This is a genomic window from Streptomyces sp. NBC_01003 (genome assembly GCF_045162695.1).
Classification (GTDB): domain Bacteria; phylum Actinomycetota; class Actinomycetes; order Streptomycetales; family Streptomycetaceae; genus Streptomyces.
In genome coordinates this window covers 5,184,057-5,205,306 of record NZ_CP108707.1, presented here as the reverse complement: position 1 = coordinate 5,205,306, position 21,250 = coordinate 5,184,057, and the positions used below count along the sequence as shown (strand labels likewise).

20 protein-coding genes are annotated in these 21,250 nt (G+C 69.9%); 12 read left to right on the top strand and 8 right to left on the bottom strand.

From position 1 onward, the window contains the following. Positions 1 to 153: 153 nt before the first annotated feature. Positions 154 to 696, top strand: a complete 543-nt coding sequence (locus OG698_RS23845; RefSeq protein ID WP_399969051.1) for a bacterial proteasome activator family protein — start codon at positions 154 to 156, stop codon at positions 694 to 696. Between the two features lie 123 nt (positions 697 to 819). On the opposite strand, the gene OG698_RS23840 is transcribed toward OG698_RS23845, so the two are convergent. Continuing rightward, entirely contained in the window at positions 820 to 2,400 is a 1,581-nt protein-coding gene (locus tag OG698_RS23840) for a protein kinase domain-containing protein (RefSeq protein ID WP_406105298.1), read from the bottom strand. A gap of 312 nt (positions 2,401 to 2,712) precedes the next feature. On the opposite strand from OG698_RS23840, the gene OG698_RS23835 reads away from it, so the two are divergent. Further along, on the top strand, positions 2,713 to 4,365 hold the full coding sequence (locus OG698_RS23835; protein ID WP_406105296.1) for a protein kinase domain-containing protein: 1,653 nt from the start codon (positions 2,713 to 2,715) through the stop codon (positions 4,363 to 4,365). A gap of 29 nt (positions 4,366 to 4,394) precedes the next feature. Here the strand turns inward: OG698_RS23835 and OG698_RS23830 are convergent, their stop codons facing one another. The 3 genes from OG698_RS23830 to OG698_RS23820 form a co-directional block, all read right to left on the bottom strand. After that, on the bottom strand, positions 4,395 to 5,405 hold the full coding sequence (locus OG698_RS23830; RefSeq protein ID WP_406105295.1) for a phosphotransferase: 1,011 nt from the start codon (positions 5,403 to 5,405) through the stop codon (positions 4,395 to 4,397). A gap of 35 nt (positions 5,406 to 5,440) precedes the next feature. Beyond that, positions 5,441 to 5,893, bottom strand: coding sequence for a pyridoxamine 5'-phosphate oxidase family protein (locus tag OG698_RS23825; RefSeq protein WP_406105294.1), 453 nt, complete (start codon positions 5,891 to 5,893; stop codon positions 5,441 to 5,443). A gap of 76 nt (positions 5,894 to 5,969) precedes the next feature. Beyond that, positions 5,970 to 6,632, bottom strand: coding sequence for a response regulator (locus OG698_RS23820; RefSeq protein ID WP_406105293.1), 663 nt, complete (start codon positions 6,630 to 6,632; stop codon positions 5,970 to 5,972). A gap of 390 nt (positions 6,633 to 7,022) precedes the next feature. Between OG698_RS23820 and pdhA the strand changes: the two genes are divergently transcribed. The 4 genes from pdhA to OG698_RS23800 all read left to right on the top strand — a co-directional run bounded on the left by pdhA (position 7,023) and on the right by OG698_RS23800 (position 11,155). Beyond that, on the top strand, positions 7,023 to 8,201 hold the full coding sequence (gene pdhA / locus OG698_RS23815; RefSeq protein WP_406105291.1) for a pyruvate dehydrogenase (acetyl-transferring) E1 component subunit alpha: 1,179 nt from the start codon (positions 7,023 to 7,025) through the stop codon (positions 8,199 to 8,201). A 2-nt stretch (positions 8,202 to 8,203) separates the two neighbouring features. Further along, a complete protein-coding gene (locus tag OG698_RS23810) occupies positions 8,204 to 9,184 on the top strand; it encodes an alpha-ketoacid dehydrogenase subunit beta (protein WP_406105289.1) in 981 nt (326 codons plus the stop codon). Between the two features lie 10 nt (positions 9,185 to 9,194). Continuing rightward, the gene (locus OG698_RS23805) at positions 9,195 to 10,580 is read left to right on the top strand and encodes a dihydrolipoamide acetyltransferase family protein (protein ID WP_406105288.1); all 1,386 of its coding nucleotides are present in this window, start codon (positions 9,195 to 9,197) and stop codon (positions 10,578 to 10,580) included. Between the two features lie 83 nt (positions 10,581 to 10,663). Next, positions 10,664 to 11,155: a hypothetical protein gene (locus OG698_RS23800; RefSeq protein ID WP_406105286.1), complete on the top strand. Its 492-nt coding sequence runs from the start codon at positions 10,664 to 10,666 to the stop codon at positions 11,153 to 11,155. 183 nt (positions 11,156 to 11,338) lie between these two features. Here OG698_RS23800 and OG698_RS23795 read toward each other — a convergent pair whose 3' ends face one another. Next, a complete protein-coding gene (locus OG698_RS23795) occupies positions 11,339 to 12,232 on the bottom strand; it encodes a D-alanyl-D-alanine carboxypeptidase family protein (protein WP_406105285.1) in 894 nt (297 codons plus the stop codon). A gap of 197 nt (positions 12,233 to 12,429) precedes the next feature. Here OG698_RS23795 and OG698_RS23790 point away from each other — a divergent pair, with 197 nt between their 5' ends. Next, the gene (locus OG698_RS23790; RefSeq protein ID WP_406105283.1) at positions 12,430 to 13,098 is read left to right on the top strand and encodes a GntR family transcriptional regulator; all 669 of its coding nucleotides are present in this window, start codon (positions 12,430 to 12,432) and stop codon (positions 13,096 to 13,098) included. After that, entirely contained in the window at positions 13,095 to 14,399 is a 1,305-nt protein-coding gene (locus OG698_RS23785; protein WP_406105282.1) for a nitrate/nitrite transporter, read from the top strand. Before OG698_RS23790 ends, OG698_RS23785 begins: the two co-directional genes overlap by 4 nt. Before the next feature lie 148 nt (positions 14,400 to 14,547). Here OG698_RS23785 and OG698_RS23780 read toward each other — a convergent pair whose 3' ends face one another. Beyond that, positions 14,548 to 15,372 carry a maleylpyruvate isomerase family mycothiol-dependent enzyme gene (locus OG698_RS23780; protein WP_406105280.1) on the bottom strand — a complete coding sequence of 275 codons (825 nt, stop codon included), beginning with the start codon at positions 15,370 to 15,372 and terminating at the stop codon, positions 14,548 to 14,550. Positions 15,373 to 15,516: 144 nt separating this feature from the next. Between OG698_RS23780 and OG698_RS23775 the strand changes: the two genes are divergently transcribed. After that, the gene (locus tag OG698_RS23775; protein WP_399969026.1) at positions 15,517 to 16,314 is read left to right on the top strand and encodes a carbon-nitrogen family hydrolase; all 798 of its coding nucleotides are present in this window, start codon (positions 15,517 to 15,519) and stop codon (positions 16,312 to 16,314) included. A 163-nt stretch (positions 16,315 to 16,477) separates the two neighbouring features. On the opposite strand, the gene OG698_RS23770 is transcribed toward OG698_RS23775, so the two are convergent. Both OG698_RS23770 and OG698_RS23765 read right to left on the bottom strand, forming a co-directional pair. Next, positions 16,478 to 16,972, bottom strand: coding sequence for an LURP-one-related/scramblase family protein (locus tag OG698_RS23770; RefSeq protein ID WP_406105278.1), 495 nt, complete (start codon positions 16,970 to 16,972; stop codon positions 16,478 to 16,480). Positions 16,973 to 17,014: 42 nt separating this feature from the next. Continuing rightward, the gene (locus OG698_RS23765) at positions 17,015 to 17,890 is read right to left on the bottom strand and encodes a YhjD/YihY/BrkB family envelope integrity protein (RefSeq protein ID WP_406105277.1); all 876 of its coding nucleotides are present in this window, start codon (positions 17,888 to 17,890) and stop codon (positions 17,015 to 17,017) included. A gap of 192 nt (positions 17,891 to 18,082) precedes the next feature. Here OG698_RS23765 and OG698_RS23760 point away from each other — a divergent pair, with 192 nt between their 5' ends. The 3 genes from OG698_RS23760 to OG698_RS23750 all read left to right on the top strand — a co-directional run bounded on the left by OG698_RS23760 (position 18,083) and on the right by OG698_RS23750 (position 21,233). After that, a complete protein-coding gene (locus OG698_RS23760; protein WP_406105276.1) occupies positions 18,083 to 18,904 on the top strand; it encodes a recombinase family protein in 822 nt (273 codons plus the stop codon). 226 nt (positions 18,905 to 19,130) lie between these two features. Continuing rightward, positions 19,131 to 19,415, top strand: coding sequence for a hypothetical protein (locus OG698_RS23755; protein WP_406105275.1), 285 nt, complete (start codon positions 19,131 to 19,133; stop codon positions 19,413 to 19,415). Between the two features lie 30 nt (positions 19,416 to 19,445). Then, positions 19,446 to 21,233: a thioredoxin-like domain-containing protein gene (locus OG698_RS23750; protein ID WP_406105274.1), complete on the top strand. Its 1,788-nt coding sequence runs from the start codon at positions 19,446 to 19,448 to the stop codon at positions 21,231 to 21,233. The last annotated feature ends 17 nt before the right edge of the window (positions 21,234 to 21,250 follow it).

The following is a 21,250-nucleotide window of genomic DNA, read 5'->3' as shown; positions in this document are numbered from 1 at the left end:
CCCGCCCGCCCCGCAAGCCGCCGCCCGCGTCGCGCAGACCCGTACGCGTGGGAAACAGCGTCGCTCACGGTGGGAGCACGCCCGAACACGGTGGATCACCCTCGTATGGGGGCACTACCCAGGTGTGATGGTGCGGTGCGAGAGAATGGCGGCATGGAGATGCCGAGGAACGAAAGCTCGCCGCAGAGCCCCCAGGTCCTGGTCGTGGGCCAGGACGGAATGGCGCTCGGCGGCGGTGGAGACGACGACTCCCGCGAGGTTCCGGTGACGGAGATGGTGGAACAGCCCGCCAAGGTGATGCGCATCGGCAGCATGATCAAGCAGCTGCTCGAGGAGGTGCGGGCGGCTCCTCTGGACGAGGCGAGCCGGGTGCGGCTCAAGGAGATCCACGCCAGCTCCGTGAAGGAGCTCGAGGACGGTCTCGCGCCGGAGCTCGTCGAGGAGCTGGAGCGCCTCTCCCTGCCGTTCACCGACGAGGTGATCCCGAGCGACGCCGAACTGCGGATCGCGCAGGCCCAGTTGGTGGGCTGGCTGGAGGGGCTCTTCCACGGGATCCAGACGACGCTGTTCGCCCAGCAGATGGCCGCGCGGGCCCAGCTGGAGCAGATGCGCCGCGCGCTGCCGCCCGGCGTGGGCGGCGGCGAGGAGGGCGACGACCCGCGGATCGCCGGCCGCTCCGGAGGCCCGTACCTGTAAAGACACGGGGCCCCTACCCGGTAGCTGTCGCAACCCGAATCGAACCCATGACGCGAAGGCGCCCGGCCGGTCACCATGACCGGCCGGGCGCCTTCGTACGTCGTCTGCCAGGAGGGCGGCGGCTCAGGCGCCGCCGTCGGTGCCGGCCGCGCCGTTCCCGCCCGGGTCCCCGTCCGTGCCACCCGTGGGCGGCTCCTCCGTGGGCAGGCTGGGACCGTCCGTGGGCGGCTCCTCGGACGTCGGCTGGGTCTTGGACGGCGTCGGGTCGGACGGCTCGTCGCTCGGCTCGGGCGCGCTGTCGGACGGCGTGACGTCACCCGTGCTGGGCTCCTCCGACGGCGAGAAGTCGGACTGCCCGCCGGTCCCGGCGCCCGGGTCCGTCGTGTCGTCCTCGGTGGAGGTGTCGTCGGAGCTCTCGGTGGGCTCCTTCTCCTTCTGGGAGTGCGACTGCGTGGGCGACTGGGTGGTGCCGGTGCCGCCACCGTGATCGCCGCCGCGGGTCATCGCCCAGGCCGCGCCGCCCGCGATGGCGATCACGGCGAGGACCGCGAGGATCCACATCTTGCCGCGGCCGCTGCCGCCGCTTCCGCGGTGGCCGCCGTCGAATCCGCCGTCGTCGCTGCCCGGGGGCCGCAGCATCGGCTGGGCCGCCGTACCGCCGTCGGTCGGGTGCGGCAGTGCCGTCGTGCCCGCGACGCCCATGGCCGGGGTGTTGCCGCCCTGGTGCATGTCGGCGGTGACCGGGCCGGTGTTCCACGTGTTGGTGTGGCCGCCCTGGTCGTACAGCATCTGCAGCCCGTACTGGACGAGGCCGCGCATCTCCTCGGCGGTCTGGAACCGGTCGTCCGGGTCCTTGGCCAGGGAGCGCATGACGAGGCCGTCGAGCTCCGGCGGCGCCACGTCCGAGACCTCGGAGGGCGGCACCGGCACGTCCTGGACGTGCTGGTAGACGACGGACAGCGGGGTCTCGCCGGTGAACGGGGGCCGCAGCGCGAGGAGTTCGTAGAGCAGGCAGCCGGTCGCGTACAGGTCGGAGCGGTGGTCGACGGCCTTGCCGAGAGCCTGCTCGGGCGACAGGTACTGGGGCGTGCCCATGACCATGCCGGTCTGCGTCATGGTCGACTGCGCGCCGTGCAGGGCGCGCGCGATGCCGAAGTCCATCACCTTCACCGCACCGGTGTTGGTGATGATCACGTTCGCCGGCTTGATGTCGCGGTGCACGATGCCGTGCTGGTGCGAGTAGGCGAGGGCCTCCAGGACACCGGAGACAATGATCAGTGCCTGCTCGGGGCCGGGCGCCTCGGCATTCAGGAGGAGGTCGCGGATCGTGCGGCCCTCGACGATCTCCATCACGATGTAGGGGACGACCGAGCGGCCGACGGTGTCCTCGCCGGAGTCGTACACGGCGACGACCGCGTGGTGGTTGAGGCCCGCGACCGACTGGGCCTCGCGCGTGAAGCGGGCCTTGGAGACCGGGTCCTCGGCAAGGTCGGAGCGTAGGAGCTTGACCGCGACGGTGCGTCCGAGCCGGACGTCCTCCGCGGCGAAAACCTCCGCCATGCCGCCCCGGCCGAGTCTGTGGGTCAGCCGGTACCGGCCGTCGCCGACCAGCCCGCCGTTCCCCCACAACTCCGGCGCATCTGACATACCGCCGCCAGCCGCCTCGGGGTCGGACGGGCCCTGAGCGCGCTGCGTCTGTGCCATCAGTCCTCGCCGTCGTTTCTGTCCGCGTTCGTGTCCGCACTCTCGGATGTACGCGCGGTGGTCGTTACGGTCTCCGTCGGGCCACGCTACAGGCTTCGCCCGGCGCGCCGTCCCGAGATGGACCGGCCATCAAACCTTCTGCGGGCAATGCGATGCAAATCGTCTGGGCAATTCCTGTAACGCTTCCGCGACGCTTCTTGCCCGTACGGTCACGGAACGGGCACCGAGCTTGACGTGTCGGTGCCACGGGGCAGACTTGGCCGGGAATAGTGGTAATCGATCACGGGTCGCGCCGATGGGGGACGTAGAAACATGAGCCAGGACGGCGCACAGGGCCGGTACGCAGGGCGTGCTGTCGCCGGCGGTCGCTACCAGCTGCGTGATCTGCTCGGCGAGGGCGGCATGGCCTCGGTCCACCTCGCGTACGACGCGGTGCTCGACCGCCAGGTGGCGATCAAGACGCTGCACACCGAGCTCGGGCGCGAGCAGGCGTTCCGTGAGCGTTTCCGCCGCGAGGCCCAGTCCGTGGCGAAGCTCACGCACACGAACATCGTCTCGGTCTTCGACACCGGCGAGGACGACCTCGACGGGATGACCACTCCGTACATCGTCATGGAGTACGTGGAGGGCCAGCCCCTCGGCTCCGTGCTCGACGCGGACGTCGCGCACTACGGCGCGATGCCGACCGACAAGGCCCTGAAGATCACGGCCGATGTCCTCGCGGCGCTCGAGATCAGCCACGAGATGGGTCTGGTCCACCGCGACATCAAGCCGGGCAACGTCATGATGACGAAGCGGAACGTCGTCAAGGTCATGGACTTCGGCATCGCCCGCGCCATGCAGTCCGGTGTCACGTCGATGACGCAGACCGGCATGGTCGTCGGCACCCCGCAGTACCTCTCGCCCGAGCAGGCCCTCGGCCGCGGTGTGGACGCCCGCTCCGACCTGTACTCGGTCGGCATCATGCTGTTCCAACTGGTCACCGGGCGGCTGCCGTTCGAGGCGGACTCGCCGCTGGCCATAGCGTACGCACACGTCCAGGAGGAGCCGGTGGCTCCTTCGTCGATCAACCGGTCGGTGCCCCCGGCCGTGGACGCGCTGGTCGCCCGCGCGCTGAAGAAGAACCCGAACGAGCGCTTCCCGAGCGCCGAGGCGATGCGGGACGAGTGCCTGCGGGTCGCCCAGTCGCTGCACGCCGCGGCGCCCAGCATCGTGCCGGGTGCGCAGACGTCCAGCGGCGCGGGTGTCGGTTCCGCGGTGTTCCCGCCGGTCGACCAGTCGACGGCGGCGCCGACCGGCCCGGTGCAGACGCCGTATCAGCCGGGCCCCTACGGGACGCCCACTCCGGCGCCGGCCACTCCGGGCTACGGATATCCGCAGCAGGGCTACCAGACCCCGCCGCCCACCTCTCCGTACGCGCCTCAGCAGCAGCAGTATCAGCACCAACAGCACCAGCAGACGCCTCCGCCGTACACCATCTCGCCCCAGACGACGCCGAGTTCGGCGGGCTCCGGCGGCGGTGGGGGCAAGCGGAACACCGGCGTGATCGTCGGTTCGATCGTCGTCGCGCTGATCGCGGTCGGTGGTCTGATCACGGCCCTGACGATGAACGGCAATGACACGAAGGGCGGCGACGACGCCAAGAAGAGCCCGTCGGTCGTCGCCGGTCACAAGGGTCCCGATCTGACGAAGACGATCGAAGAGGACGAGTGCAAGGAGCCCGACACGGGTTACAACGACCCGGACAAGGTCATGCTCCCGGACTTCACCTACAAGAACATCAAGTCGGTGAAGGCCTGTATGCAGGCCGCCGGTTGGAAGTTCGATGTCCGGGACGTCGACGAGAACACCTTCGGTGAGGGCACGGTCATCGTGCAGTACCCCAAGGCGCGTACGGAGATCGACCCGAAGAACCCCGAGTCGATCCAGCTCCAGGTCTCCACGGGCGACCCGGCGACGGGCTGACCCGGCCGGTCCGGCCCGCTGACGGCCGCTCACTCGGCGAACGCGTCGCGCACCGCCCCGTACTCCTTCGTCCACCACACGGCGAGCGCCGACGCCGCGGGGAACTGGGGATCGGCGCGGGTGTCGCCGCGTTCGTAGCGCCAGCGCAGTATCCAGAAGTCGTTGAGCCGCTCCCACCACACACGGTGGACGGCGGCCGCGAGTTCGTCCGCGCCGGCGCCCGAGGCGCGGCGGTACGCGCGCGCGTAGGCCCGCACCTTCTGCAGGTCGAGGGTGCCGACGGGGCGCACGAAGAAGATCACGGCGGCGCGCACGGCCTCTTCGGCGCGCGGCTGCACCCCGAGCCGGTCCCAGTCGACGATCGCGGCCGGTACGCCGCCTTGGTAGAGCAGGTTGAACGGGTGGAAGTCCCCGTGCACCCAGCCGGTCGCCGAGGCCTGCGGAGGCCGCCGCCCCGCGCAGGACTCCAGGAGGGCGCGGCGCTCCACGAGCCGGTGCCGCGCCAGCTCGTCGAAGGCGTCGTGCGGGCGACGGCGGCGCACCTGCTCCAGCAGGGTGTCGATGAGCGCGAGGGTGTCCGCGGGATCCGCACTGGCCCGCCCGCGCGCGGGCGCGGCCCCCATGACCTTCTCCAGACAGGCGTGTACGAGTCCCAGGAGCGCTCCGAGCGTGCGGCACTGGGCCGCCGTGAGCTGGGCGCCGCTGCGGTGGCGGCCCTCGACCCAGGGGTGCAGGGCGTAGCTGGCGCCGCCGATGACGGTGACGGTGCGGCCGTCGGCGGCGGTCAGTGGCGGGGCGACGGGGACGCCGAGTGCGGCCAGGCGTTCGGTGGCGCGGTGCTGGCGGGCGATGGCGGCCGGGTCGGCGGTCTCGGGGTCGAAGTGGTGCTTGAGGAAGTAGCGGCCGCGCGTGGTGGCGAGCCGGTAGCCGCGGTTGAGCAGGCCCTGGTCGACGGGTTCGCAGGCCAGCGGTGAGCCGGCGTCGTACTGCCGCAGCAGGGCGCGGAGCGGTGGGGCGGAGTGAGCAGATGAGCGCGGCACGCGCCAGATGTTAGGGCACCCTGGGTAGCCGGTGGCTACAGAACGTGGCGAAAGACCCGCTTCGGATGACGGGCGCCGCCCCCCAGTTCGTGCACGGTGACGAACTGGGGATCGATCCGCAGATAGACGGGGTCGAACGCCTCGCCGTCCACGAGGTGGGGCGCGGGGCCGAAGGGGTCGAGTTCGGCGAGGGACGGTTCGACGGCCTCGCAGGTGCCGACGAACTGGACGGACCACCGGCCGTCGGCGGGGTCGCCGTTGTTCAGGTTGTCGGCGCCGTACGCGACGACGCTGCCGGCGCAGGCCCGGTGGTAGCCGTAGCCCTTGTGCATACGCAGGACGACCCGGCCGTCCACCACGATGTGGCGGGCCGAGGCGAGGAAGGGGAGCGCGCGCATGCTGGTCGCCACCCGGCCGTAGTCCACGCTGCCGATCAGCTCGATGGCGCGCTGTTCCCGGGCGCGGTCTTCCTGGAATTCGGAGGGCATGTTTCCACGGTGCGCCACCGGAAGCGCGTCGTAAAAGAGGCCCCGGCCCCCTGTGAAAGGGACGTAGGTCCCGAATTCAGTGGCGCTTCTCCGCCTGTAGCCGCGCGACATAGGCGGCGGCCTGCGAGCGGCGTTTCATGCCCAGTTTCGACAGCAGGCTGGACACGTAATTCTTGATCGTTTTCTCGGCGAGATGCAGGCGTTCCCCGATGACGCGGTTGGTCAGGCCCTCGCCGATCAGGTCGAGGATCTTGCGCTCCTGCTCGGTCAGGTTCGTGAGCCGGTCGTCCTCCTGGCCGCGGCCGCCGCCGCGGAGCCTTTCGAGGACGCGGGCGGTGGCGACGGGGTCGAGCAGGGACTTCCCGGCGGCGACGTCACGGACCGCGTTCAGGAGCTCGTTGCCCCTGATGGCCTTCAGTACGTAGCCGGAGGCGCCCGCCATGATCGCGTCGAAGAGTGCCTCGTCGTCGGCGAACGAGGTCAGCATCAGGCACTTGATGGAGTCGTCCTGGGAGCGGAGCTCGCGGCACACCTCGACGCCGCTGCCGTCCGGGAGCCGCACGTCCAGGACCGCGACATCGGGGCGCGTGGCGGGAATGCGGACGAGGGCGTCGGCGGCCGTACCCGCCTCGCCGACGACTTCGATGTCCCCTTCCACGGAGAGCATCTCGTGCACTCCGCGGCGTACGACTTCATGGTCATCGAGTAGAAATACGCGAATTTTTCCGTCTTCGGGCACGCGGTGAGTCTCACATACTGGCTCTTCCCGTGCCCGAGGTGACCGGGATAACGTGCCGGTGTTCCGGCTGCCTGCCAGGCTTGTGACCGGTGCTCCGAATGGTGCTTTGACCGCGTCTGACCAGCGACTGTTCCGCAGTTGCTCGATTTACTTGGATATCCAAGCAAAATCGCAGGTCAGATGGGGTTTCGCAGATATGTGGGGCACTGGGTAACGTGCATCGTGCAGGGCGCTCGCCGGGGCACCTGTCACGCCTGTACCCGGCCGAGTCGCACCCACCCCGTGCGCGGGACGGACCAGGCGAGCCTCCCCGAGGCCCTTAATCGAAGGGCTGGGGGGACCCCCAGGCTTCCCGGCGAACCCGGGGGCCGGACCGACGGAGGAGCACACGTGACCGTGGACAGCACTGCCGCCGCGCGTACGCCGCGCAAGCGCACCGCTGCGAAAAAGTCTGCGAAGAAGTCCCCGGGGGTGGGAGCGCCCGACCTCGTCCAGCTGCTGAGCCCCGAGGGCCGGCGCGTGGAGGACCCCGCACACGCCGAGTACGCCGCGTTCGTCGAGGACATCACGGCCGACGAGCTGCGCGGCCTGTACCGCGACATGGTCCTCACCCGCCGTTTCGACGCGGAGGCGACGTCGCTGCAGCGCCAGGGCGAGCTGGGCCTGTGGGCCTCGCTGCTCGGCCAGGAGGCCGCGCAGATCGGCTCCGGCCGCGCCACGCGCGACGACGACTACGTCTTCCCCACCTATCGCGAGCACGGCGTCGCCTGGTGCAGGGGCGTCGACCCGACGAACCTGCTCGGCATGTTCCGCGGTGTGAACAACGGCGGCTGGGACCCGAACAGCAACAACTTCCACCTGTACACGATCGTCATCGGCTCGCAGACGCTGCACGCCACCGGCTATGCCATGGGCATCGCCAAGGACGGCGCGGACAGCGCCGTGATCGCGTACTTCGGTGACGGTGCCTCCAGCCAGGGCGACGTCGCCGAGGCGTTCACGTTCTCCGCGGTCTACAACGCGCCCGTCGTGTTCTTCTGCCAGAACAACCAGTGGGCGATCTCGGAGCCGACCGAGAAGCAGACCCGCGTGCCGCTCTACCAGCGCGCACAGGGCTACGGCTTCCCCGGCGTCCGCGTCGACGGCAACGACGTGCTCGCCTGCCTGGCCGTCACCAGGTGGGCCCTTGAGCGGGCGCGCAGGGGCGAGGGGCCGACGCTGGTCGAGGCGTTCACGTACCGCATGGGCGCGCACACCACCTCCGACGACCCGTCGAAGTACCGGGCCGACGAGGAGCGCGAGGCGTGGGAGGCGAAGGACCCGATCCAGCGCCTGCGCACCTATCTCGAGTCCGAAACTGACACGGACGAGGGATTCTTCGCGGAACTCGAGGCCGAGAGCGAAGCGTTGGGTCTTCGAGTACGCGAGGTCGTGCGGGCCATGCCGGACCCGGACCCGATGGCCATCTTCGAGAACGCGTACGCGGACGGGCACTCGCTCGTCGACGAGGAGCGTGCCCAGTTCGCCGCCTACCAGGCGTCGTTCTCCGATGCCGAGGGAGGCAACTGATCATGGCGGTACAGAAGCTTCCGCTCGCGAAAGCGATCAACGAGTCGCTGCGTTTGGCGCTCGACACCGACCCCAAGGTCCTGATCATGGGCGAGGACGTCGGCAAGCTCGGCGGCGTCTTCCGCGTCACGGACGGGCTGCAGAAGGACTTCGGCGAGGACCGGGTCATCGACACCCCGCTCGCCGAGTCCGGCATCGTCGGCACGGCCATCGGCCTCGCGCTGCGCGGGTACCGGCCGGTCGTCGAGATCCAGTTCGACGGTTTCGTCTTCCCCGCGTACGACCAGATCGTCACGCAGCTCGCGAAGATGCACGCCCGCGCGCTCGGCAAGATCAAGCTGCCGGTCGTCGTGCGGATCCCCTACGGGGGCGGCATCGGCGCGGTCGAGCACCACTCGGAGTCGCCGGAGGCGCTGTTCGCGCACGTGGCGGGCCTGAAGGTGGTCTCCCCGTCGAACTCGTCGGACGCGTACTGGATGATGCAGCAGGCCATCCAGAGCGACGACCCGGTGATCTTCTTCGAGCCGAAGCGGCGCTACTGGGACAAGAGCGAGGTCGACACCGAGGCGATCCCCGGACCGCTGCACGGCGCGCGCACGGTGCGCGAGGGCACGGATCTGACGCTCGTCGCCTACGGGCCGATGGTGAAGGTCTGCCTGGAGGTGGCCGCGGCCGCCCAGGAGGAGGGCAAGTCCCTGGAGGTCCTCGACCTGCGCTCCATGTCACCGATCGACTTCGACGCGGTGCAGAAGTCCGTCGAGAAGACCCGCCGGCTCGTCGTGGTGCACGAGGCCCCGGTCTTCCTCGGTACGGGCGCGGAGATCGCCGCTCGGATCAGCGAGCGCTGCTTCTACCATCTGGAGGCGCCCGTGCTGCGGGTCGGCGGCTATCACGTGCCGTACCCGCCGGCGCGCCTCGAGGATGAGTACCTGCCGGGCCTCGACCGGGTGCTCGATGCCGTCGACCGCTCGCTTGCGTACTGAGGAGAGGGCCGTGACGACGATGACAGACGCTGCGCTGGCCGAGTTCAAGATGCCCGACGTGGGCGAGGGGCTCACCGAGGCCGAGATCCTCAAGTGGTACGTCCAGCCGGGTGACGCGGTCACCGACGGGCAGGTCGTGTGCGAGGTGGAGACGGCGAAGGCGGCCGTCGAGCTGCCCATCCCGTTCAACGGGGTGGTGCGCGAGCTGCGCTTCCCCGAGGGGACGACGGTGGATGTGGGGCAGGTGATCATCGCGGTGGACGTCGCGGGTGGATCCGGCTCCGCGGCCGCCGCTCCCGCTCCCGTTTCCGTTTCCGTGCCGGAGCCCACGGCGCCCGAGCCCGAGGCTGAGCCGAAGGGGCGGCAGCCGGTGCTTGTGGGGTACGGCGTTTCCGAGGCGTCGACCAAGCGCAGGCCCCGCAAGGGCGACGTGGTGGTGGCCCCCGCGGCGGTCGCGGAGCCGGCGCCCGAGCCGCAGGCTCCCGCGAAGGGGAACGGGCGCCCGCTCGCCAAGCCCCCTGTGCGCAAGCTGGCCAAGGATCTCGGCGTCGACCTCGCCTCACTCACGCCCTCCGGTCCTGACGGCGTCATCACCCGCGAGGACGTGCACGCGGCGGTCGCCCCGGCTCCCGAGCCGGTCGTGACGCAGCCGCAGGAGCCGATCGCCGCCGCGCCGGCCGTCGTCCAGGACGGCGTCCGCGAGACCCGTATCCCCGTCAAGGGTGTACGCAAGGCGACCGCGGCCGCGATGGTCGGCTCCGCGTTCACCGCGCCGCACGTCACGGAGTTCGTGACGGTCGACGTGACGCGGACGATGAAGCTCGTCGAGGAGCTGAAGGCCGACAAGGAGATGCAGGGGCTGCGGGTCAATCCGCTGCTGCTCATCGCCAAGGCGCTGCTCGTCGCGATCAAGCGGAACCCCGAGATCAGCGCCTCCTGGGACGAGGCCGCCCAGGAGATCGTCCGCAAGCACTACGTGAATCTGGGCATCGCCGCGGCCACGCCGCGCGGTCTGATCGTGCCGAACATCAAGGACGCGCACGCAAAGACCCTGCCCGAACTGGCGACGGCGCTGGGCGAGTTGGTGGCCACGGCCCGCGAGGGCAAGACGTCGCCGGGCGCCATGCAGGGCGGCACGGTCACGATCACGAACGTCGGCGTCTTCGGCGTCGACACGGGTACGCCCATCCTGAACCCCGGCGAGTCGGCGATTCTCGCCGTCGGCACGATCAAGCTCCAGCCGTGGGTCCACAAGGGCAAGGTGAAGCCCCGCCAGGTCACCACCCTGGCCCTGTCCTTCGACCACCGCCTGGTGGACGGCGAACTGGGCTCGAAGGTGCTTGCGGATGTGGCGGCGATTCTGGAGCAGCCCAAGCGGCTGATCACCTGGGCGTGAGCGAACAGCACGGGGCCGTCCCTGAGGGGTACGGCCCCGTGTGGCGTACTCGGGCCGCGATGGAAATACACGGAGACCTCGTCGTGACGCGACACCTCAGGCTGCGCCGTCGCGGGTGGCTGTTGGGATGTGCTGTCGCTCCCGTTCTCCTGCTGGTCTCCTGCACCAGCGACGGCAGCACACCGGAGCATGAGCGGCCGGCCTCCCACAGCGCGCGCACCTCGGACGCCGGCGGACAGAAAAAGCTCACCAGCCGGGCCCGGACCGCCATCGATGCCGCGGCGGCAGACGACGGCACACTCCTGGAAGGCGGCGTCGAGAGCGTCGCGGACGGGGTGCACTCACGACCGACCGTGGACCACGGCCTGCACTACCGACTGGCCGTCACGTGCGCGGGCCACGGGGAGTCCGAAGCCGTCTTCATCACCGAAGCGGGCGTCATCACCGAAGTCATCCCCTGTGACACGTCCGTCGTCCTCAAGCGTTTCACCGCTCCCGCCCAGACCATGCGCCTCGACATCTCCGGAAAGAAGCGCTCGTCCGGAGTGATCGCCTGGCGGATCAACAGGGTCTAGACCCGGCGAGCACGAATACCACCCCGCCAGGAGAACAGGAAGCAAGCTCCGGCAGGTCCGTCGCCGAGCGTTCCCATTCGTCGGGCTTGTCGCCGGCGGGGGCGCGCTCCGCGACGGGGGCCGACGCGACGAAGGGCCCGCCGCGGCATGCGGCAGGCCCTTCGTCCATTCAGTTTTCGAGGGTTACTTCTTGAAGCCGTAGTCCATCAGCTTCTTCGCGTCCGCCGTGCGGTTCGTGACGGAGGAGGAGGCGAGGACCGTGCCGATGACCGTCTTGCCGTTGCGGGTGGCGGCGAAGACCAGGCAGTACTTGGCCTCGGGGCCCGAGCCGGTCTTCACGCCGATGGTGCCGGAGTAGCTGCCGAGCAGGTTGTTCGTGTTGGACCACGACATGTAGCGGTAGCCGCCGCTCTTCGTGGTGACCTTCTGCTTCGTCGACGTCGTCTTCACGACCGCGCGGAACGTGGAGTTCTTCATCGCGGACGAGGCGATCTTCGTCAGGTCGCGCGGCGTCGAGTAGTTCGCGCCGCTGCCGATGCCGTCGAACGAGTCGAAGTGCGTGTTCTTCAGGTCCATGTCCGTGGCGGCCTTGTTCATCTTGCCGATGAAGGACTTCACGCGGGCGGCGCGCGTGCTGCCGGAGCCGAACTTGTCGGCCAGGGCGTACGCGGCGTCGCAGCCGGACGGGAGCATGAGCCCGTACAGGAGCTGGCGGACGGTGACCTTGTCGCCGACGATCAGGCGGGCCGACGACGCGTTCTTCGCGACGATGTAGTCGCTGTACGCCTTCTGGATCGTGACCTTGGAGTCCAGGTTCAGGTTCGACTGCGCCAGGACGACCTTCGCGGTCATGATCTTGGTGGTGGAGCCGGTGGAACGGCGGGTGTCGGCGGCCTTGGTGAACAGGCTCGTACCGGTCCCGTTGTTCATCACGTAGCCGCCCTTGGCGACGATCGTGGGGGTGGGCAGCGTGGCCGCCTGCGCGGAGGTGGCGAAGACCCCGCTGGCCAGGACCGCACCGGCGGTCACGGTGGCAGCGGCGGTTACGCAGCGAATGCCCTTAATGCGGGTTTTCAAGTTGAACGCTCCAAATGCCCCTGGAATGCGGCCACATGAGGGTGCCGCTCGCTGAAGAGACTCACGAGCACGGCGGATGGATGTGCCGGATTACGGAGTATTTATGGTGAGGGGGCTGTCCCGGCCGTTCAGGGGCGCCGCGTCCGCATCCTGGACGGCCGCCGACGATGCGTACGTGTTGTATCTATGATGTGCGCATGCCTCCCGCGCCCCCGTCCCCCACCGCCGTCAAGCGACCGCCAGCGGCCGACCGCGTCTACGACCACGTCAAGCGCAGCGTCCTCGAACGCCGCTACGAGGGCGGGACGTTGCTCACCGAGGGCGAGCTCGCCGAGGCCGTCGGGGTCTCCCGCACCCCGGTGCGCGAGGCGCTGCTCAAGCTGGAGGTCGAGGGGCTGATCAAGCTCTACCCGAAGAAGGGCGCCCTGGTCCTCGCCGTCTCCGCACAGGAGATCGCGGACGTCGTCGAGACCCGCCTCCTCGTCGAGGAGCACTCCGTACGCAAGGCGGTCCCCGCCCCCGCGAGCCTGATCGCCCGCCTGGAGGAACTGCTCTCGCTCCAGCAGACCCAGGCCGCCGCGGGCGAGTTCACCGACGCGGCCAGCACCGACCGCTGCTTCCACGCCGAGATCGTCCGCAGCGGAGGCAACGCGATCCTCTCCCGTCTCTACGACCAGCTGCGGGACCGCCAGCTGAGAATGGGCGTCGCCGTGATGCACTCGCACCCGGACCGGATCGCCAAGACACTCACGGAGCACGAGGAAATCCTCGACGCGCTGCGCGCGGGCGACGCCGAGGCCGCCGTCACCGTCGTCCGCCGCCACGTCGGCTGGTTCTCGAACCTGGCGCGGGGCGAGGTCCGATGAGCTCCGCAGGCACCGCGACGCTGCCCGGGGATCCGCCCGGCGGCCGCAGGGCCATGGGCGTCTGGTCCATCGGCGTCGGCGTCTACTTCGTCGCCGTCATCTTCCGCACCTCGCTGGGCGTCGCGGGCCTCGACGCCGTCGAGCGCTTCCACATCAACGCCTCGGCGCTGTCCACGTTCTCGATCCTCCAGCTGCTCGTGTACGCGGGCATGCAGATACCCGTCGGCCTGATGGTCGACCGGCTCGGCACCAAGCGGGTCCTGACGATCGGCGTCGTCCTCTTCACCATCGGCCAGCTCGGCTTCGCGTTCTCGCCCTCGTACGGGACGGCCCTCGTGTCGCGCGCGCTGCTCGGCTGCGGCGACGCGATGACGTTCATCAGCGTGCTACGGCTCGGCACGCGCTGGTTCCCCGCCCGGCGTGGGCCGCTGGTCGCCCAGCTCGCGGGCCTTGTCGGCATGGCCGGCAACCTCGTGTCGACGCTCGTGATCGCCCGGCTGCTGCACGGCGTCGGCTGGGAGGCCGCGTTCGCCGGCAGCGCGGTCGCCGGTGTCGTCGTGCTCGTCCTGATGCTGCTCTTCCTCAAGGACCACCCGGAAGGCTTCGAACCGGAGCCCGTGCGGCACACCGGCGGGGCCTTCGTGCGCGGACAGATCCTCGCGTCCTGGCGCGAGCCGGGGACGCGGCTCGGGCTGTGGGTGCACTTCACGACGCAGTTCCCGGCGATGGTGTTCCTGCTGCTGTGGGGCCTGCCGTTCCTGGTGGAGGCGCAGGGCCTCTCGCGTGGGACCGCCGGTGAACTGCTCACCCTCGTCGTGCTGTCCAACATGCTGATCGGGCTCGTCTACGGGCAGATTGTGGCCCGGCACCACACGGCCCGGCTGCCGCTCGCGCTCGGCACGGTCGCCGGCACGGCCGTGATGTGGGCCGTGACGATCGCCTACCCGGGGGACCACGCGCCGATGTGGCTGCTGGTGGTGCTGTGTGTCGTGCTCGGGGCGTGCGGGCCCGCGTCCATGATCGGGTTCGACTTCGCGCGTCCGGCGAACCCGCCGGAGCGGCAGGGGACCGCGTCCGGGATCGTCAACATGGGCGGGTTCGTCGCGTCGATGACGACGCTGTTCGCGATCGGGGTCCTGCTGGACGCGACCGGCGACAACTACCGGATCGCGTTCTCCGCGGTGTTCGTGCTCGAGGCGCTCGGGGTGAGCCAGATCCTGCGACTACGCCGACGCGCGGACCGGCGCGAGCGGGAGCGGCTTGTGGCCAGCCGGGTGGAGACGGTGCACGTACCGGCGTAGGCGGTTCCGGCGTAAGGCATACGTGGGCGGGGCGTACTCGCGTAAGACGTCCCCGGCCAAGACCTCCCCGCGTAAGCGACGGGCCCCGGTTGCCGTTTCCGGCACCGGGGCCTTCCCGTCCGCTCCGCCGCCCTGGCCCCCGTAAGGGCTACGGCGTCGTGGACAGCGAGTTCAGGATCGCCTGGGCGAGATCCAGGTCGCCCTCCGTCTTGACCCGGTCGGACACCGCGCCGGGCGTCACACGGCCGCAGGCCAGCTTGACGTAGGTCTCCCAGTCGAGGGAGAGCGTGGCGGCCGGGCCCAACGACGGGGCGCCGTCGATCGTGCCGCGCCCCTCCGCGTCGACGCGGACCGTGCGCAGGAACTCGACCGGCCCGTGCACATCGAAGACCACCGCCGAGTTCGCGGGCGCCGACGCGTCCTTCGCGACGACCTTCGGCAGAACGGCGAGCAGCATGTCGCGCGTGACGTACGCGCCCGGCGAGTCGAGGTTGCCCGGCCGGCCGATGGCCACGCGCAGGTCCTGCTCGTGCACCCACACGTCGAACGCCCGCTTGCGCATGGCGAATTCGAGGGTCTCTTCCGTGCCGAGCGGCCCGCGCACCAGCGCGCCCGGCTCACGCGACTCATTGCGCAGCTGCCGGGAGCGCCGGATGATCGTGTACTCCAGCTCGGACGTCATCTCGGGCGCCGTGTGGTGGCGCCGCACGTCGACCTGCATCTCCATGTACCGCTGGTGCTCGTTCTGCACGTGGTACAGGTCGCGCGGCAGCGTGTGGATGGGCCGCGGGTCACCGAGCATCTCGCAGTCGAGGCCGATGACATGGGACACGATGTCCCGCACCGACCAGCCGGGGCATGGCGTGGCCCGGCTCCATTCGCCCTCCACCAGGGGCGTCACCAGCTCGGATATCGCTTCGATGGAATGCGTCCAGGCATCGGCGTAGGACTGAAGACTGGGGTGGAGACTCACGGAACGGGACCCCTCGGGCGGTTGTGGCGCGGGCAGTGGGTGTCTTGGAACGCTAAGTTACGCTGCTGGCAGGCACCCCGGCAGTGCTTTCGTGTGACGATCGTAGGCCCGTGTAGACGGCTCGAATGCCAGGACGGTGGTAGTGTGCGCGCCTCGCTCATCCAGATCCGCGTAGATGATGACGAATCGCCCAATTCCCGTCGGCTGCGCGCCGCTTCGATGGTGCGGGATCAAGCCGGGTCCGCCGACCTCGTCGTCCTCCCCGAGCTGTGGACCACCGGCGCCTTCGCCTACGAGGCCTTCGCGACCGAGGCGGAGCCCCTGGAGGGCCCGACGTACGAGGCGATGGCGAAGGCCGCGAGTGACGCCGGTGTCTGGCTGCACGCGGGCACGATCCCCGAGCGCGACCCCGACGGACCGCTCTACAACACCGCGCTCGTCTTCTCCCCGGACGGCGAACTCGCCGCCGCCTACCGCAAGATCCACCGCTTCGGCTTCGACAAGGGCGAGGCCGTGCTGATGGGCGCGGGCGAAGAACTCGTCACCGTGCGCCTGCCGGAGACCGTCCTCGGCGTCACCACCTGCTACGACCTGCGCTTCCCCGAGCTGTACCGGGGCCTCGTCGACCGGGGCGCAGAAACGCTTCTCATCTCCGCCGGCTGGCCCGAGCGGCGCCGCGCGCACTGGACGCTGCTCGCCCAGGCGCGCGCCGTCGAGAACCAGGCGTACGTACTGGCCTGCGGCACCGCCGGTACGCACGCGGGGGTGCCGCAGGCCGGGCACAGCGTCGTCGTGGACCCCTGGGGCCAGATCATCGCGGAGGCGGGCGCCGGCGAGGAGGTCCTCACGGTCGAGTTCGACGGGGCGGCCGTCGCCGGGACCCGCGAGCGGTTCCCGGCGCTCAAGGACCGGAGGCTGGGGCTTGCCGCGCCGCGGTGGTGACGGGGGGTGCGGCTTGTCGTGCGGCTTGGCCCGGCTGAGCCCGCCTCAGCCCGCTGCAGCCGTCCGCAGAGGGCTGACAATTGTCGCCATCTGTTATCTGCCATCTGTCAGCTGATATCCGTCACTCGTCAACCGTCACCTGTCAGCGGTCAGCCATCATCCGTCAGTCCTCCCCCCGCTCCTTCTCCGCCAGGTGGATCACGCACACCGCGACGGCGATGAGCAGCGCCGGGTCCGCGTCCTCGCGGATGACGTCGACGCCGTACGTGTCGCGGACCCGTAGCCAGCGGCGGGAGATGTGGGCGAGCATCTCGCCGTCGTACTCGACGACGAACTCGCGGTCCAGGATCTTTCCGCTGACGTCGAGTTCGGTGCCGTCGATCAGTTCGACCCGGTAGTGGTTCCGTAGCAGCGACAGGCGCTTGCGCTTGATCTTGGCGAGGGCCTCGTCGCCGCGCTCGATGACCATCGTGTCGCGCAGGGCGAACATCTTCTCGTGGATGTCGATGAGCACCCGCCCGTCGGGCCCCTTCAGCTCGAAGGTGTCCCGCAGGCGCATCGCCTTGCCGTCGACGAGGAAGGCCTTGTGGCCCTGCTCGTCCTCGATCCAGTAGTCCTCGCCCACCGCGAACAGCCGCTCTCGAACTTCGTATCTCATACGTCGAAGGGTGCCCAGCCCGCGTGAGAGGACTCTCCCCCCTCACCCGGGCGGCGGCGTTCCGAGACGGCGGGCGAGGGGCGGTTCATGGGCGAGGACGTACCCCGTGGCGATCCCCACGCACACGACCGTGAACAGTGCGATGAGCCACGAAAGGAGCGTGAACACGAGGCCGAGGGGGCCGAACTCGGACACCGAGCGGTTCAGGGTGAGCGGCATGTAGAAGCGTGACGCCCAGGCGAGGACGACCACGCCCGTGCCGGTCAGGGCGGCGCCCGGCAGCAGCGGCAGCCACGGCACGCGGCCGCCGAGCAGCATGTGCTGCGTCCACCACCACAGCAGGGTGCTCGACGCGAACGACAACGGCAGGCCGAGCCAGGGGCCCAACCCGAACCCCTCGCTCAGCAGCCCCTGGACCATCAGCGCGGACAGCCACACCAGCAGCCACACCAGCCACCGCCACGCGATGAGGCGCAGGCCTGCGGGCGGAACGTGCCAGGAGCGTTCGCACACGCGTTGTAGGGCGCGGCTGCACGAGGTCGCTGACAGCAGAGTGACGAGTACGCCGACGGCTCCCGTGGACTCGCGCGCGGCGTCGTCGGGCGCCCCGAACACCTGCCGGACCTGGTCGAGGGCGGGTCCGGACAGGCCGAGCGCGTACGTGGCCGACTCGATGAGGCGGTCGCGCACGGCGGTCGGGGCGAACGCGGCGATGACGAAGAGCACGGGGATCGCCGTCAGGAAGGCCTGCGCGGCCAGTCGCGTCGAGGAGTCGAGGAGACTCACGTCCACCATCTGCCGGGTCAGGCGCGAGATGAACGGCAGCCGCTCCCGCAGCGCACCGGCCCGCGCGGCGCCCCACCGCGCGACCTTGGCCAGAGTGCCGGTGAGACCGCCGCGCGCGCTGTCGTCCCTCATAGCTGTCAAGCGTCGGCCACGGGCCGCCCTCTCCGCCCGCAGACGCGCCGCCAGGTCGCGCGGCGGTCCGGACGCGAGTGGGTCGTACGGCGAGTCCCCCGGGCGGACGCCGCAACGGAACATGCATGCGGATGAGGTCATTACCTTCGAATCAGATGATCGTTCACAGAGTGAGAAACTCTGGGAGGGGACTTGCACCAGCACGATGCCCGTGTCGAGTACGCCGATCTCTATGTTCGGCTCTCGGTGGTTCGGGACGGCAAGACGGCTATCGAGCGCCAGACAGCTGATTGCCGGGCCTGGGCCGATTCGCAAGGACTGGTTGTCCGCGCAACGCATGTCGACCGAGGGCGGTCCGGTTACAAAGATGTGAGCCGGGAGGGCTTTGACGCCGCTAAGGCAGCCGTGACTTCAGGTGCCGTGAGAACGCTCATCGTATGGAAGCTGGACAGGCTCAGCCGCAAGGGCGCCGCTGAGGTGGGGCCCCTGCTGGACGAGTTCGATCAGGTCGGCGGTCGCCTGGTCTGTGTCATGGACAAGCTGGACTCGAGCCTCCCTGCGGACAGACTCGCCATCGCATCGCTGTCGGAGTGGGCACGTGCCGAGTCGGCGACCCAGGGCGAGCGCATTCGGCATGCCAAGCAATACCTGCGCGACCAGGGCAGGTGGATCGGCGGACAGCCTCCCTACGGGCTGCGTATCGACCCTGATTCGGGGCGGCTGGCCCCGGATGCGGACACTTCTGTGATTGCGCGCCTGATCGCGGACGAGGCTCTGGCCGGCCGCCCGCTCGTGCAGATCGCGAAAATGCTCAATGAGCACGGCGTTCCCTCGCCCCGGGGTGGCCTGTGGCAAGTGGGCTCGCTGTCCCAGCTGCTCAAGGCGCCGGCATTCGCGGGCCTGCTCCCCGAGACCGAGGCCGTGTGGGACGAGGAACGTGGACGACGCAAGTACACCGGGGTGGTGAAGCCCCTATCGGGATCCGGTGTCCGGGGAATCGGTCGTCGCGGGTGAGGGGATCGTCACTCTCGACGAGCAGGCGCGGATCGTAGCCGTTCTCGCGTCGAGGACCCGGGTGCGCACCGATGGTGTGAAGCGCCCCGCTCGGGTCTCGGAACACCTGCTGACCGGATTCTTGTACTGCGGGATCGAGACATGCGGAATGCGCATGAGTGTGCAAGGCAACTCGTATGTCTGCCAAGGGGTGCGGCTGGGACACACGTGTCCCGGTGCTCGCGCAATGGCCGCTTCCGTCGAGCGAGCCGTGATCGAGGCCTTCGTCGAACGAGTCAAGGTCCTTCCGGCAGGGCACCCGGCGCGCAAGTCGCTGGCCGACCAGGAGGTTCGGCCCGATCGCGTGGCCCTCATGCAGTTGTGGGGGCGCAGCGGCCTGGGAGCACTGCGGGCCCTCTTGTCGGCGGGTATCGAGCGTGTCTCGGTCGCCCGGGCCGAGGGGAGGGGGCGTCGGTTCGACCCCGTCAAGCGACTACGGATCGTCTGGGTCGGGGAGGGCCGGGCGGAATAGGCACACAGGGGGATGTGGTTGGCTTGAACCATGGCAAAGCGTGCACGTGTCCGAGCTCCCGAGCTGATCGGCAAGGGCGGTTGGATCAACACAGTCGGTGGAGAACTCAGCCTCTCGGATCTTCGAGGCCGCATCGTAATTGTTGATTTCTGGACATTTTGTTGTGTGAATTGTCTGCATGTCCTCGACGAGCTGCGTGAGCTCGAGGAGAAGCACCGGGACACCGTCGTGATCGTCGGGGTGCACTCCCCGAAGTTCGTGCACGAGGCCGAGCACTCCGCCGTGGTCGACGCCGTCGAGCGGTACAACGTCGAGCACCCCGTCCTCGACGACCCCGAGCTGGCGACCTGGAAGCAGTACGCCGTGCGGGCCTGGCCGACGCTCGCGGTGATCGACCCCGAGGGGTATGTCGTCGCGCAGCACGCCGGTGAGGGGCACGCCCACGCCATCGAGAAGCTGGTCGAGCAGCTGGAGGCGGAGCACGGCGCGAAGGGGACGCTGCGCCGCGGCGACGGTCCGTACGTCGCGCCCGAGCCCGTCGCGACGGATCTGCGGTTCCCCGGCAAGGCGCTCGTGCTGCCGTCCGGGAACATCCTGGTCTCCGACACGACCCGGCACCAGCTCGTCGAGCTGGCCGCGGACGGCGAGAGCGTCGTACGGCGGATCGGCTCGCCCGGCGAGTTCAACGAGCCGCAGGGCCTCGCGCTGCTCGACGACGCGACCGTCGTCGTGGCCGACACGGTGCACCACTCGCTGAAGGCCGTGGACCTCGCGAGCGGGGACGTCACGACGCTCGCGGGCACGGGCCGGCAGTGGTGGCAGGGCGCGCCGACCAGCGGCCCCGCCCTGGAGGTGTCGCTCTCCTCGCCGTGGGACGTCGCCGTCTTCGGCGGCAAGGTGTGGATCGCCATGGCGGGCGTGCACCAGCTGTGGACGTACGACCCGGAGACGAAGAGTGTCGCCGTCGCGGCGGGTACGACCAATGAGGGGCTCGTCGACGGGCCGGGGGCCGAGGCGTGGTTCGCGCAGCCGTCCGGGCTCGCGGCGACCGAGGAGCGGCTGTGGGTGGCCGACTCGGAGACGTCCGCGCTGCGGTACGTCGACCGGGACGGCACCGTGCACACGGCGGTCGGTACGGGTCTCTTCGACTTCGGGCACCGGGACGGCGCCGCCGAACAGGCGCTGTTCCAGCACCCGTTGGGCGTGACCGCCCTGCCGGACGGTTCGGTCGCCGTCTCGGACACGTACAACCACGCCCTGCGCCGCTACGACCCGGCGAGCGGTGAGGTCACCACGCTGGCGACGGATCTGCGGGAGCCCAGCGACGCGGTGCTCGTGGGTGGCGACTCCCCGGATATCGTCGTCGTCGAGTCGGCGCGGCACCGGCTGACGCGGCTGCGGCTTCCCGAGGAGGCCGTGCGGGTCGAGTCGGTCGCGCACCGGACGCAGCGCGCGGCGACCGAAGTCGCGGCGGGGAAGCTCCAGTTGGACGTGATCTTCCAGGCGCCGGCGGGTCAGAAGCTCGACACGCGGTACGGCCCCTCGACCCGGCTCCTGGTCTCCTCCACCCCGCCCGAGCTGCTGGTCGCGGGGGACGGGGCGGGCACGGACCTGGCGCGCGAGCTGGTCCTGAACCCGGAGGTCGTGGAGGGCGTCCTGCATGTGTCGGCGATGGCCGCCTCGTGCGACGACGACCCGGCCAACGAGTACCCGGCCTGCCACGTCCACCAGCAGGACTGGGGCGTGCCGGTCCGGCTCACCGAGGGTGGCGCGGACCGGTTGCCGCTGGTGCTCGCGGGCATGGACGACCGGGGCTGATCCGGGGCTGTCAGGGG

Excerpts from the sequence above, each read along its gene's own strand:
- OG698_RS23845 (WP_399969051.1), top strand. The coding sequence starts at position 154 with ATGGAGATGCCGAGGAACGAAAGCTCGCCGCAGAGCCCCCAGGTCCTG.
- OG698_RS23840 (WP_406105298.1), bottom strand. The coding sequence starts at position 2,400 with ATGGCACAGACGCAGCGCGCTCAGGGCCCGTCCGACCCCGAGGCGGCT.
- OG698_RS23835 (WP_406105296.1), top strand. The coding sequence starts at position 2,713 with ATGAGCCAGGACGGCGCACAGGGCCGGTACGCAGGGCGTGCTGTCGCC.
- OG698_RS23825 (WP_406105294.1), bottom strand. The coding sequence starts at position 5,893 with ATGCCCTCCGAATTCCAGGAAGACCGCGCCCGGGAACAGCGCGCCATC.
- OG698_RS23810 (WP_406105289.1), top strand. The coding sequence starts at position 8,204 with ATGGCGGTACAGAAGCTTCCGCTCGCGAAAGCGATCAACGAGTCGCTG.
- OG698_RS23790 (WP_406105283.1), top strand. The coding sequence starts at position 12,430 with ATGCCTCCCGCGCCCCCGTCCCCCACCGCCGTCAAGCGACCGCCAGCG.
- OG698_RS23785 (WP_406105282.1), top strand. The coding sequence starts at position 13,095 with ATGAGCTCCGCAGGCACCGCGACGCTGCCCGGGGATCCGCCCGGCGGC.
- OG698_RS23770 (WP_406105278.1), bottom strand. The coding sequence starts at position 16,972 with ATGAGATACGAAGTTCGAGAGCGGCTGTTCGCGGTGGGCGAGGACTAC.
- OG698_RS23765 (WP_406105277.1), bottom strand. The coding sequence starts at position 17,890 with ATGAGGGACGACAGCGCGCGCGGCGGTCTCACCGGCACTCTGGCCAAG.
- OG698_RS23755 (WP_406105275.1), top strand. The coding sequence starts at position 19,131 with ATGGCCGCTTCCGTCGAGCGAGCCGTGATCGAGGCCTTCGTCGAACGA.
- OG698_RS23750 (WP_406105274.1), top strand. The coding sequence starts at position 19,446 with ATGGCAAAGCGTGCACGTGTCCGAGCTCCCGAGCTGATCGGCAAGGGC.